Origin of the sequence: Fictibacillus sp. FJAT-27399, assembly GCF_001510655.1 — a bacterium.
GTDB classification, from domain to species: Bacteria; Bacillota; Bacilli; order Bacillales; family Fictibacillaceae; genus Fictibacillus_C; species Fictibacillus_C marinisediminis.
Genome location: NZ_LMVC01000002.1, coordinates 152,110 through 164,766 on the forward strand (window position 1 = coordinate 152,110; position 12,657 = coordinate 164,766).

The 12,657-nt window shown below is 43.8% G+C and carries 13 protein-coding genes and 1 riboswitch; of the genes, 10 read left to right on the forward strand and 3 right to left on the reverse strand.

What is annotated here, in order from left to right:
• Nucleotides 1-228 precede the first annotated feature (228 nt).
• Nucleotides 229-1,287, forward strand: coding sequence for a M42 family metallopeptidase (locus tag AR335_RS05800; protein WP_062233022.1), 1,059 nt, complete (start codon nt 229-231; stop codon nt 1,285-1,287).
• Nucleotides 1,288-1,310: 23 nt separating this feature from the next.
• On the opposite strand, the gene AR335_RS05805 is transcribed toward AR335_RS05800, so the two are convergent.
• Nucleotides 1,311-2,147 (reverse strand): dimethylarginine dimethylaminohydrolase family protein, encoded by an 837-nt coding sequence (locus AR335_RS05805; RefSeq protein ID WP_062233025.1) that lies wholly within the window; start codon nt 2,145-2,147, stop codon nt 1,311-1,313.
• Between the two features lie 107 nt (nt 2,148-2,254).
• The gene (locus AR335_RS05810) at nt 2,255-3,871 is read right to left on the reverse strand and encodes a M20/M25/M40 family metallo-hydrolase (protein WP_062233028.1); all 1,617 of its coding nucleotides are present in this window, start codon (nt 3,869-3,871) and stop codon (nt 2,255-2,257) included.
• Nucleotides 3,872-4,033: 162 nt separating this feature from the next.
• On the opposite strand from AR335_RS05810, the gene AR335_RS05815 reads away from it, so the two are divergent.
• The 3 genes from AR335_RS05815 (at nt 4,034) to AR335_RS05825 (ending at nt 7,007) form a co-directional block, all read left to right on the forward strand.
• Nucleotides 4,034-4,738 carry an ABC transporter ATP-binding protein gene (locus AR335_RS05815; protein WP_062233032.1) on the forward strand — a complete coding sequence of 235 codons (705 nt, stop codon included), beginning with the start codon at nt 4,034-4,036 and terminating at the stop codon, nt 4,736-4,738.
• The gene (locus tag AR335_RS05820) at nt 4,722-6,050 is read left to right on the forward strand and encodes an ABC transporter permease (protein WP_062233035.1); all 1,329 of its coding nucleotides are present in this window, start codon (nt 4,722-4,724) and stop codon (nt 6,048-6,050) included. The genes AR335_RS05815 and AR335_RS05820 overlap by 17 nt, the downstream gene beginning before the upstream one ends.
• 261 nt (nt 6,051-6,311) lie before the next feature.
• The gene (locus tag AR335_RS05825) at nt 6,312-7,007 is read left to right on the forward strand and encodes a peptidase E (protein WP_234293209.1); all 696 of its coding nucleotides are present in this window, start codon (nt 6,312-6,314) and stop codon (nt 7,005-7,007) included.
• A gap of 263 nt (nt 7,008-7,270) precedes the next feature.
• On the opposite strand, the gene AR335_RS23675 is transcribed toward AR335_RS05825, so the two are convergent.
• Complete coding sequence (locus AR335_RS23675) at nt 7,271-7,417, reverse strand: hypothetical protein (RefSeq protein WP_156418804.1); 147 nt, start codon at nt 7,415-7,417, stop codon at nt 7,271-7,273.
• 46 nt (nt 7,418-7,463) lie between these two features.
• Here AR335_RS23675 and AR335_RS05830 point away from each other — a divergent pair, with 46 nt between their 5' ends.
• The 6 genes from AR335_RS05830 to AR335_RS05850 all read left to right on the forward strand — a co-directional run bounded on the left by AR335_RS05830 (nt 7,464) and on the right by AR335_RS05850 (nt 12,595).
• Nucleotides 7,464-8,057 carry a superoxide dismutase family protein gene (locus AR335_RS05830; RefSeq protein WP_062233041.1) on the forward strand — a complete coding sequence of 198 codons (594 nt, stop codon included), beginning with the start codon at nt 7,464-7,466 and terminating at the stop codon, nt 8,055-8,057.
• A gap of 155 nt (nt 8,058-8,212) precedes the next feature.
• A riboswitch (purine riboswitch) is annotated at nt 8,213-8,314 on the forward strand.
• A 149-nt stretch (nt 8,315-8,463) separates the two neighbouring features.
• The gene (locus tag AR335_RS05835; protein WP_062233044.1) at nt 8,464-9,060 is read left to right on the forward strand and encodes a xanthine phosphoribosyltransferase; all 597 of its coding nucleotides are present in this window, start codon (nt 8,464-8,466) and stop codon (nt 9,058-9,060) included.
• Complete coding sequence (locus AR335_RS05840) at nt 9,057-10,376, forward strand: nucleobase:cation symporter-2 family protein (RefSeq protein WP_062233046.1); 1,320 nt, start codon at nt 9,057-9,059, stop codon at nt 10,374-10,376. Before AR335_RS05835 ends, AR335_RS05840 begins: the two co-directional genes overlap by 4 nt.
• A gap of 126 nt (nt 10,377-10,502) precedes the next feature.
• Nucleotides 10,503-10,634 carry a hypothetical protein gene (locus tag AR335_RS25125; RefSeq protein ID WP_255357545.1) on the forward strand — a complete coding sequence of 44 codons (132 nt, stop codon included), beginning with the start codon at nt 10,503-10,505 and terminating at the stop codon, nt 10,632-10,634.
• A 238-nt stretch (nt 10,635-10,872) separates the two neighbouring features.
• Nucleotides 10,873-11,610 (forward strand): UMP kinase, encoded by a 738-nt coding sequence (gene pyrH, locus AR335_RS05845; RefSeq protein ID WP_062233048.1) that lies wholly within the window; start codon nt 10,873-10,875, stop codon nt 11,608-11,610.
• A 208-nt stretch (nt 11,611-11,818) separates the two neighbouring features.
• Nucleotides 11,819-12,595, forward strand: coding sequence for a hypothetical protein (locus tag AR335_RS05850; protein ID WP_062233050.1), 777 nt, complete (start codon nt 11,819-11,821; stop codon nt 12,593-12,595).
• Nucleotides 12,596-12,657: the final 62 nt, after the last annotated feature.

The following is a 12,657-nucleotide window of genomic DNA, read 5'->3' on the forward strand; positions in this document are numbered from 1 at the left end:
AATCACAAAAGTAATTATATCACTTAAAAACCAGTTATTTTCGTGAAATAATATTACAGTTGTATTTCAAAATGTTACAAAATACGAGTCGAAGTGACATTAAGTTATTTTTTTACTTTAAAAGGAATTTTTATGGGAATAAAATAGACTGTGTGGTATATTTAATAAAAAAGTTTTACTATTAAAAAAGCTGATGAATGATAGAAATAAAAGAGGAGTGAATCAGCAATGGATCAACTGCTGACGATGCTGAAAGATTTAACAGATGCACCCGGTGTTCCCGGGAATGAGAGAGCTGCCAGAAAAGTGATGGAAAACTACATATCTCCCTATGCTGACCGTATGGCCCATGATCATCTTGGAAGCCTGATCGCAGAGAAGAAGGGGAATTCGGATGGGCCGCGTATTATGATCGCAGGCCATTTGGATGAGGTCGGATTTATGGTCACCAATATTACAGAGGAAGGTTTTCTTCGAGTGGAGGCCCTTGGCTTCTGGTGGATGCAAAATATGATGGCTCACCGGGTAAAAGTCATTACGAGAAAGAAAGAGTTAACGGGAATATTTGGCTTTAAGTTTCCGGATGTCCGCAACTTAAAGAAAACGGTAGAAATAAAGGATATGTTTGTGGACATTGGAGCAGAGAGCAGACAGCAAGCGGAAGTGTTTGGGGTAAGGCCTGGAGACTCTGTTGTTCCTGACACTGAATTTTCTGTTTTGGAAAACTCTAAATATTTAGCAGCGAAAGCTTGGGACAACCGGATTGGATGTGCTGCAGCTATTGAAGTCATGAAAGCCTTGCATAATCAGGAACACAGCAATACCGTTTATGGCGTAGGGACCATTCAGGAGGAAGTTGGCTCCCGCGGAGCAAAAACCTCTGCAGCAGCCATCTCACCTGATGTGATGTTTGCGGTGGATGTAACTGTTGCTGATGATGTACCTGGAGACAGGGGTTTGGTAAAAACCGGAAAAGGTCCTGCTATTATTTTAAAAGACAACTATCATATTCCGCATAAAGGATTAAGAGACTTTGTGATTCAAGTGGCGGAGGAGGAAGGCATTCCTTATCAGCTGGCTACTCTTGAAAATGGAGGAACGGATGCAGGAGAAGCTCAATTTGATGGCAAGGGCGTTCCCGCTTTATCCATCACCGTTCCTACCCGGTACATCCACAGCCACAACAGCATCCTGCACCGAGATGATTTTGAAAATACGGTTAAGCTGGTCACCGCCTGTGTGGCAAGAATGGATAACGATTGGCTCGAACGTCTGCACGCCGAATAAGAAAGCAACAAAAAACAGCCTGATTATAAGGCTGTTTTTTTACGGTCCAGTGGAAGAGTGCAGCATCGAAAGGCACCACCGGATTTTATGATTTCAGATATATCGACCTCGATCACTTCATAACCGTTTTCTCTTAATTTTGCGTTAATCTCCTTGTTGACGGGCAGACCAAGAACCGTATTATTGCCAATCGAGAGAATATTTGTGCCAAGCGTGAACTGCTCTTTTTTATTAATCTCGATCGTTTTATATCTTGAAGTTAGTAGTTTAAGTTCTTCTTCATGAAAAGCGGGCGGATAAATGATCGCTTCCTCAGGTGAAAGAATGTTGAATACACAATCCAGATGCAAGTATTTTTCGTTGAAGGGCACCGGAATAACATTGTAATCAGGCTCATGCTGCATCAGGCTTTCTATCGCCGCCCTGCTCGTCCTGTGGCTGACGCCTACAAAGACCGTCTTGCGGTCCAGCAGGACATCACCGCCTTCAATGCTGTCGTTCTTTAAGTCTTTAATGGTGATATGTTCTTCATTCATCCATTCTTTTAATACTTTTTCTTCTCCCTGTCTGATCTCCCGTCCCATCTCTGAAATGTAGAGGGTGTGGCCGATCGTGAATCCGATATCGCGGGTAAACACCTGCTCTGGATATTTTTCAAGAGGAGGAAGCTGGTGGACTTTAATCCCTCTGTCCTCCAATGCTTTGGAAAACTGCTTATGCTGCTGCATGGCTAATTTAGTGTCTATGTTTTCATCTGCGTAATATTTTTGAGTTTCGTTGATGACTTCCCGGATTTTCATGAATTTAGGCTGACAAAGAATTACGTCTTTTAATGCTTCATACTCACTATAGCAGGCCATATTTTTCCCTCGTTTTCATAAATTCTTTTACATGGCAGGTTAAAGCTGACAACGACTCCATCTGCTATTCTTGCCACGAACGGGATAAAACATGCCATTAAACCTTACTATTCATTTGTCAACAGCTTGGAAATGGTATAGGAAATCAAGTCCTGTGTTTGAACGAATGAGTTCACATGAAGCCGTTCTGTCCATTTGTGCGCATCACGTCCCAGCGGACCGAGATTCATAACCGGCATTGTCATTGCTGCCATCTCATCGATCGGCAGCTTGTACCGCTCACCGAATATCGGCATGTTTTCAAGCAATGGTTTTAGTTCGTTCTTTTCATATGGTAAGCCGATGTAGCTTAGATCAGAAAGCCCGGCAAAATAATTCTGTTTTCTTAGAGTGATCAGATGCTTTTCTTTTGCAAACTGAATGACTTCACGGGAGGTTTGCTGAATGAGTGCATCATCCTTGGAACAGACAGCCGGATAAAAAGGCGGAGCATAAAACAAAACCATCATCGGCGCGTACTGCTTGCATAAGCTTGCCAGGTCATTCACCAGCATGGTCGTAACATCGCGGTCATCCAGATGAGGATGGTTGGACAGGATATAATTTTCACGCCTTGTGATTTCTTCCTGTCCGTGCAGTTCGACCGCACGCTGATACAGTTCTTGAAAAGTGAAAACGGATATGGAGGTTTCTTTTACATCAAAAGGGACAAGTTTCGAATATTGCAGGGAACGCTCATATATAAAGGATTCTATCTGCTTTGCTGCTTTCTTGGCGAGTGTTAAAAGCTGCGTGTTGATATCCCCCAATGATCTTTCCATCATAAGCAGATTGAACATGGTCACGGCGACATGCGGAATCTGGACAGAATAATGATCTTTTAAGTCTTTTTGAACGAGGTTGGTTGGAGGAGGAATCGCTTCATCGTCCATCGTTTCACAAAAGTCCATGTTCAACTCAAGCATTCTTGTAATTTCTGAGGCCATGAGATTTCCGTTTAAACCGCCAAAAGGCTCGCCGACATGTGTTTCGCGGCCATAACAAAGAAATCCGGGCAATATTTTGCCTACCGTCCCTGTATACAGATAGTGGTTCTGGTCACCGGGATAACGGGTAAAGGCAGGTTCCCCGTTCAAACAGGCTTTGTACGTAATGCTGTACTGTTTCTTCAGCTGCTCTAATACCGGTACAGCAGCAAGCATTCCCGCAGAATTAACTTCTTCATCGGGTACAGATACCATGAGGATGTTTCCTGGGAATTTACCGTGTGCTGCTTGCTCGACCATAGACATATGGAGGGCAACACCGGCTTTCATATCCATGGTTCCCCGTCCGAACAGCCAATCTTCTTCCTCTATTTCTTCTTTTAAACCATCAGGCAGTGTATCAGCTTGGTAAAACTGTTCTGTTAATTCAGAAGGCCGAAAAGCTAAATGCTTCCAATCACCGAAATCTTCCACATTGACGACATCGAAATGGCTAAGAAGGATGATGGTATCCTCGTGTGAGCCGTTCTGTACAAAAGCGGTTAATAGTTTTCGACCATCAGGCATAGGCTGAAGCTGCAAATGATCAGGTTTTCCTTTGAAATAATCGAGAGACCCCAGCGTGTAATAGAGATGTTCGGCCATCGCAATCTCTGCCGGCTGCTGAGATATGCTAGGAATTTCCACAAGCTCTTTTACAAGGGCTGTCAACCCTTCTTTGTTTTTCCATCTAAACATACGATCTCCTCATTTCCCTACATTTTCTTGATTCTATTATCCTACCATAAACTTTTAAAATCTTAAGAAAGTTTGAAGGTTTCAAGGGAAGGATTGACATTGGAAAAAAATGTTAGTAACATGCGTGCTAGATAGAGTATTACACATGGAGGAGAAAAGGAAATGATTAACGTTCAACAGCTGTCTCATGAGTTTCGAATCGGACAAAAAGCAAAGGAAAGAATTGTTCCAGTTCTGCACAACATTACTCTTCAGGTGCGTAAAGGTGAGATTGTGGCGATTGTCGGCAAAAGCGGATCTGGAAAATCCACGCTGCTGAATTTAATCAGCGGTTATATTAAACCTGTTTCAGGAAAAATCCATATCGATGGAACAGATGTTACTTCTTTTAAGGAGGGGGAGTGGTCAGATTTCCGGTTGAACCATCTTGGCTTTATTTTTCAAAGCTTTCAATTAATCCCAAGCATGACTTCCTTTGAAAATGTTCAGCTGCCGCTCGTTCTGAAAGGGGTGGACGAAAAACTTCGTATGAAACAGACAGAAGAGATTTTAGCGCGGGTCGGTTTGAGTGAATATGGAGGGCATTATCCAGGTGAACTCTCGGGTGGCCAGCAGCAAAGGGTGAGCATAGCCAGGGCATTGATCGTCAATCCACCCCTTATACTTGCGGATGAACCTACAGGGAGTTTGGACAGTGACAATGAAAAGGAGCTGCTTTCATTTATCCAAAAACTGAACCAAGACGATGGGATTACGTTTTTAATCATTACTCATGATGAAGAAGTAGCTCAGATCGCGCACCGAAAGATAGAGATTGTGGATGGCCATTTGAATGAGGGGAGAAGCTTTTATGAAGTTCAAAGATAGATACCGGTTTGTCCGGGCGAATATGAAAAAGAATAGAACAAGGGTATTTATGACAGTGCTTGCTGCCACAATCGGCTGTGCATTCTTGATTGTTTTGGCTTCCATAGGTTTTGGGATTCATAGAACGGCCATCAAGGATATCACGAACGGCAGGCTGATGACAGAGATTGAGGTGCATGGGGAAAAGCCCTTTACGATCAAGGAAGTAAATCAATTAGATAAACTGAAGAACACGAAAACGGTAACGAGAAAACAGAGGGTAGAAAACAACTTGGCCTACCATTTGGGAAGCTACAGGTCACAAGCCGAAACGATGGTCGCTTATATGCCCGCAGAAAAAAAAGCAGGATTTGAGCTAAACAGCGGTAAGATGCCTGTACATAAAAATGAAGTGATTGTCGGCTATGACTTTGCCAAGTCACTGATGAAAGAGATTCCGGAAAAAGTGAGGAAAGGTCTAAGTGAAAAAGAAGCTCAACAAAAGATGAAGGATAGCCAGTTTAAAGGGGAGGTACTCGGGGAAACTCTTCAGCTTGAAATTCAACAGCTGAGAGGGAAAAAGGTGGTCAAGAAAAAAATACCGGTTACAATTGCAGGTGTGGGCAAAAAACCTTCAAAAAAATGGTTTCTGAATGAGTCGGTTTTTATTTCTGAAGGGGTATTAAAAGAGATAGAGGCCTTCACTAAAACGCCGAGAGGAATAATGAACGATCCGCAAAACTCAGCGACTGATGAGAAATACAATGTATTTACAGATGTTAAAGTCTACACCCATGATGCCGGTGAAGTAGAAGCCGTATCTAAAAAGATTGAGAAGCTGGGCTACAGTACCTATTCCGCACAAAACGAATTAAAGGAAATTAACGTCGTTTTCCTGATTATAAAGATCGGATTGATTACAGTTGGAACGGTAGCCGTATTGATTGCCTCGATTGGCATCTTCAACACGATGACAATGGCAGTCACTGAAAGGGCCCAAGACATTGGCATCATGAAAGCCATCGGAGCCCATCCGGGAGTCATCAAAAAGATTTTCTTGATGGAGAGCAGCTTTATCGGATTACTGGGTGCTTTTTTTGGAACGTTGATTGCATATCTTTTTAGTTATGGTGTCAATATGTTTCTTCCTGTTCTGATCCAGCAATTTTTTCATGAAAAACCGCCTGAGAACTTTTATTTTTCCTATATTCCCGTAACGCTTCCGCTGATCTGCATCGCTATCTGTTTTGGCGTAACCCTGATATCCGGTTTGCGGCCAGCGGTAAGAGCCACCCAGGTGGACGTTCTGAAGGCGCTGCGTAGGGATATTTAATTCTAATAAACCGCCTTTCTAATAGAGGTGGTTTTTTTCTTACATAGTAAACTCTATAACTTCCTTTCTTGAGAGGGAGATTAATCAATGAACTCAAAATTAAAAGACATTGGAACATGGCTGACAAACCATATTGAAATGGACTTTATTAATGAAAAATCAAGGCAACATCCGTTTTTTCAGGATGATCTTCTTTAGCCTATTTGGTGAATCAAAAAAAATTAACGATAGAGGATTTAAAAACATAAGGAGGCGTTGATGTTGAAGCAGATCATAGCATTGGGCGGGGGCGGGTTTTCCATGGAACCCGAAAACCCTTTGTTGGATCAGTATATCCTGCGGCAATCTCTGAAGAAAAACCCGAAGATTTGCTTTTTGCCGACAGCGAGCGGTGATGCTGAAGGCTATATAGAGCGTTTCTATCAAGCCTTTAAAAAGCATGAGTGTGTTCCATCTCATCTCTCACTGTTCAAGCCGCCATCTGCCGATCTTAGAGGTTTTGTTCTTGAACAGGACGTGATGTACGTTGGAGGGGGCAACACTAGAAATCTTATGGTTTTATGGAGGGAGTGGGGGCTGGATCATATTTTGAGAGAAGCCTATGAAAAGGGCATTGTCCTTGCCGGCATCAGTGCCGGGTCGCTTTGCTGGTTTGAAGAAGGAGTCACCGATTCCATCCCAGGCCAGCTGACCCAGATATCTTGTCTCGGGATTCTGAAAGGAAGCAACTGCCCTCATTACGACGGGGAAAAGGACAGACGGTCTTCGTATCATGACCTCATTCTGCATGGTTTATCGGAGGGGTATGCAGCTGACGACGGAGCAACACTTCATTTTATGAATGGAGAGCTTACGAAAGCAGTAAGTTCAAGGCCCCATGCCAAAGGATACAAGGTTTCGAAAGTCAGCGGCAAAATTAACGAAGAAGTCCTTCCAACGGATTATTTAGGTTTTTAAAGGTTTAAAAATCCTCTTTCAAGGTCATCACATAAATGTGAGACTAGGTCATCACATAAATGTGAGACTGGGTCATCACATAAATGAGATGACAAGGGGGCTGTCCAGAAAGTCGAAAATTGACCTTCAGGCAGCCCCTTTTTGGCTTGAAAAATCTTCAATGAAAAGTTAATTGAAGTGGAAGATGCGAGANGGCTGTCCAGAAAGTCGAAAATTGACCTTCAGGCAGCCCCTTTTTGGCTTGAAAAATCTTCAATGAAAAGTTAATTGAAGTGGAAGATGCGAGACTCCTGCGGGACTAGCGTGACAGGTGAGACTCCCGCCGGTGCTTGCACCAAAAAGTAGGCGTTCACGCCGGTAAGGCTCACCGCACGCCCCGCGGAAAGCGAGCAGCCTGGAACGGAAATCAACAGCTTACAGACTTCTTGGACAGCCCCATAAAGGAGGATTTTTTTTATGAAGAAATGGACCATCGCTTTATGCGTCTTTATGATATGTATGCTGCTCGCTGCGTGCGGCGGAACAGGCCAGGGAAATCATAAAAATCACAATATGGACAGTGGAAAAAAATCAGAAGGAGCATCCAGCATGACAAAGGCAAAGCCTGTTACGGTGGAGTTACTGGATGCGAAAGGCAAGAAAGCCGGTAAGGCAACACTTGAGCAGGCAGCTGAAGGGGTAAAAGTAAATGTGGAGGCGACAGGTCTTACCCCAGGTGAACACGGAATCCACTTTCATGAAAAAGGAGTTTGTGAAGCGCCGAAGTTTGAATCAGCAGGAAAGCATTTTAATCCAACAAGCAAAATGCATGGTTTCAAAAACCCGAAAGGCCCGCATGTGGGTGATCTGAAGAATATAAAAGCAGATTCATCCGGTAAAGCGACAGGTGACCTCATGTCTTCCCTCGTTACCCTTCAGGAAGGCAAGAGCAATTCCCTCCTGAAAGAGGGTGGCACTGCCCTTGTCGTTCATGCAAAAGCGGATGACTACAAGACTGATCCTACCGGAAATTCGGGAGACCGCGTCCTGTGCGGGGTTATCAAGAAATAACAGGTTGGAAGCCGGCTCGATGTGATAGAATTGAGCCGGTTTTTTAAATTAGATAGTTTGGATTTTTCAAACTTTTTTATATTGTACAAAGCGATTCTTTGGTATTTTCACTTTTTTCCGAACGATACTTCCTTTTTTGAGGAAATTATTTTATAATGTGTCTAACTTCATAGACTCGTATAATAGCAGGGATATGGCCTGCAAGTCTCTACCGGATTGCCGTAAATGATCCGACTACGGGTGTCGCTTAAATCGTTCTGTTTTTATTTGCACGTGCTGCAGGTGAAAACCTTTCGATTTTTTACCTTTCGGGTACATATGATGGCTCGGAGAAACGCTTCACTCACGTAGGGAGGCGCTTTTCCGGGTCTTTTTTTGTCAGTAAACCGTAAAGGAGATATATATCATGAACTTTCTTGAAGAAGTAATCCTAAAAGAAGGACAGGCACTTTCGGATCAGGTGCTCAAAGTGGATTCCTTTTTGAATCATCAGATTGATCCTCAAGTGATGCAGAAGGTTGGCCAGGAGTTTGCTCGCCTGTATCGAAGCGAGGGCATTACAAAAGTACTTACGATTGAATCATCAGGTATCGCTCCTTCTGTCATGGCCGGTCTCGAGCTGGGTGTTCCGGTTGTATTTGCCCGGAAACGCAAATCGCTGACCCAGAATGGTGATCTTTTGACAGCGAAAGTCTATTCGTTTACGAAAGAAGAAGAAAATGAGATCTCCGTTTCGAAAAAATGGCTAAAACCGGGTGAGAAGGTCCTCGTGATTGATGATTTTCTTGCTCATGGAGAAGCTGCACTCGGTTTGGCGAACCTTGTAGAAGAAGCTGGAGCAGAAGTCGCCGGGTTTGGCATTGTAATTGAAAAATCGTTCCAGTCTGGACGTGAGAAGCTTTTGAAAAAAGGTTACAGGGTTGAGTCGTTGGCTAGAGTCGCTTCTCTTTCCAATGGTTCCATTACGTTCACCAGAAGCGGACAGGAGGCTTGGAGTTTATGAAAATGACCAACGGCAAGTTATTCTCACTCGGCATTCAGCATGTGCTTGCGATGTATGCAGGGGCCGTTATCGTACCTTTGATCGTTGGCGGAGCATTGAAGCTTTCAACCGAACAGCTCGCCTATCTGGTTTCCATTGATTTGTTGACCTGCGGGCTGGCAACCCTTTTGCAGGTTTGGAATAACCGCTTTTTCGGAATCGGCCTTCCGGTTGTTCTCGGCTGTACGTTCACTGCCGTCGGACCGATGATCGCAATTGGGTCTCAGTATGGGATCTCTGCGATCTATGGTTCAATCCTGGTATCAGGACTGGCTGTTGTGCTGCTTGCTGGCGTTTTCGGCAAGATCATTAAACTGTTCCCTCCGGTTGTTACGGGTTCAGTTGTAACGATTATTGGTGTAACGCTTATTCCTGTCGCGATTCAGGATATGGCCGGGGGGCAGGGCAGCAAAGATTTCGGTTCACCGGACAATCTGATGCTTTCGTTCGGCGTTCTTGCGTTTATCATTATTGTTTACCGATTGTTTACAGGCTTTATCCGGGCGGTTTCCATCTTGCTTGGACTTCTTGCAGGTACGGTTGCTGCCAGTTTCATGGGTAAAGTGGATTTCGGACCTGTTGCGGATGCTTCCTGGTTCCATATGGTCAAACCTTTTTACTTCGGTCCTCCAACGTTTCATGCCAGCGCCATATTGACGATGGTTCTCGTTGCGATCGTGAGTATGATTGAGTCAACGGGTGTATTCCTTGCGTTAGGAAAAATCTGCGGCAAAGAGATCAGCCCCGAACAGATGACAAAAGGTTACCGTGCGGAAGGGCTCGCTGTAATGCTGGGTGGAGTTTTCAATGCTTTCCCTTATACGACCTATTCACAAAATGTAGGTCTCGTTCAGCTCTCGGGCATCCGTACGAAAAATGTCATCTATACAGCGGGAGGCATGTTGATTGTTCTCGGTCTTGTCCCAAAAGTTGCAACAGTGACGACCTTGATCCCAACTCCAGTAATGGGAGGGGCGATGGTCGCCATGTTCGGAATGGTGGTCGCTTCTGGAATTAAAATGCTGAGTGATGTGGATTTTAACATACAGGAAAATCTTCTGATTATCGCTTGTTCCGTCGGGCTTGGCCTGGGAGTAACAGTGGAGCCGGATCTCTTTGCGAAGCTTCCGCAGGCTGTACGAATCTTAACTGATAACGGTATTGTAGCCGGAAGCCTCACAGCGATTGTTTTAAACCTGGTGTTTAATGCTGAACGGAAAAAGGTGAAGGTTCAAAACAGAAAAGAAGCAGCAGTGGGAGTATTAACTACGAAGTAAAACAGGTGCCAGGCACCGTAATTACACACTTGTGTAATGCGGGTGCCTGGCACCATGTTTTTACTTCCAAAGATGTGGGTATATTGCAGGTAGATGAGTTAGCGACCAAGAGAGGAGAAATGCTTCATGAAATATTGCAAAGACTGCTTGAACATTCTGCACCATGGTACAGATGGCTGCACAGTATGTGATGGGACCAATACCCAGGATATCGTAATTACGGTTCTAAGCAACGAAAGAAAATTAGCATCCGCATAAGACATAGTGGTATGTCTTATTTTTTTTGCTATTTTTCGATGAACTTTTTGGATCCTTCATCAATATAATGTAGAAGAAAAAGGAGGCGGGTCTCATGGATGTAAGAATAATTGATCGCGAATGGAATCATACCCGCCATAGGAAGAACAAAGCCTTTTAAGGGATTTGGTTCTTTTTTTTATGCATGGACAGACAACATCAGATCAAATGCTGATTTTACCTAGTGGGAGGAGAAGAAATGTTGAGGTATAAGAAGGTACTGATCAAATTAAGCGGCGGAGCAGTTGCAGGGCAAGGGAATTTTGGGTTCAATCCGCAAAAACTCAGCCATATTGCACAGGAAATGATTAATGTAGCGAACTCTGGCGTTCAAGTATCTGCTGTGATAGGGGGAGGAAACATATTCAGAGGCAGCCTTGCTGAGCAATGGGGAATGAACAGGGTAGAAGCAGACCAGATTGGTACGTTAGGAACGGTGATCAACAGCTTAATGCTTAAAAGCGCTCTAAAGAGTTTGACGGACAGAGAAGTCATCGTCATGGCCTCAGAACCTCTCGCAGCTGCAGAGCATTATAACCGTGCTAAAAGTATAAAGTACCTTGAGCGGGGAAGTATTGTACTTTTTGCGGGAGGCAACGGGCAGCCCTTTGTTTCAACAGATTATCCAGCGGTTCAGCGCGCTCTGGAGATGGGGGCTGAAGCGTTGCTTGTTGCCAAGCATGGGGTAGATGGTGTATATTGCAGTGACCCTAAGGTAGAGAAGAAGGCCAAACGGTACGTCTCCCTCTCGTATGAAGAAGCCATAAAAAACAATTTAAAGGTTATGGACCAGACAGCAATGATACTGGCAAAGGACTTTCAGCTTCCGATTCACTTGTTTAACTTTGACCAGAAGGGCGCATTTTCGGAGATCTGCAAGAACGGCCACAATCCGGGAACAATTATCAGCAGCAATAAAACAATTGTTTTGATCTAGCCTATGCTGTCCAAAGAAAGTCGGCGGATCATACAGTATGTCACTGCCCTCTCCCCGAAAATCGGGATGGGGTTTCTTTACGTTTGGCTAATTCATTCCCTTTTGTTTACAATACATATATAGCCATATATGATTAATGGCTCACGAAATGATGTTAAGTTCTCATTTTCAAAAGCAGTGGTTTCGGAAGTTAAGGAGGAACATTTTAATGAAACAAACGATGGACGATAAGATTAAAAACAGAAACAGCTGGTTTAAGATCATCCTGATCAGCCTGTTCTGCATGGTACTCATGTTTAAAGTAGCTACAGCAAAATTTACGTTTCATTTCTCGGATTTATTATCATTTATTTTAGCCGTATTTGCGATTGCCATCGCGGTGCTGTTTTACTCAAAGGTAAACGAGATTGTCCGCTTATTAGGGGGCAGCGCGCCGGGGCTCTTGAAACGAAACAAGAAAATGGAAAATACAGCGGCTTATGCTGAGAATGTCCCTGTAAAAAATGAAGAAGAATTGGTGCAGACACTTGAAGAGCATAAAGACCAGCTAAAGCGGGTAAAAAAGGTTCAGAATGAAATCATCGACCGTCTGCTGCTGAGTCAAGATCTTGAGCAAGAAGACAAGAGAGATTACATTGATTACCTCCTGCAAAAAGAGAAGGAAGCAGCACTGATTCAGATGGAAGCGGACAAGGTATCGGCTCAGCTTGAGGAAGCGGATGAATTTGCAAACGGCCCTTCCCCTGCAGAAAGCGGGACAGTCAACAGCATCAATGATCTTGTGGCGGTCCTTGGAAAGGACGTCATTCTAGGTGCGACGTTCGATGAATTGAACCAAAAAGTAAAATCCATTCAGCCGACAATAAGCCAGGAGGTATCTGAATCACTGCTGCAAGCAGGCTACGTGGATCAGAATTTCAACATCACAAGAAAAGGACTGAAAGAATTTCGCAGTACCGCCAAAAGAATGAAAAAAAGAGTCTAGTATGCATTAATAAAGCAAGTTTCCTTTAAGGAGCTTGCTTTTTTTATAAGGTAACCAACGGG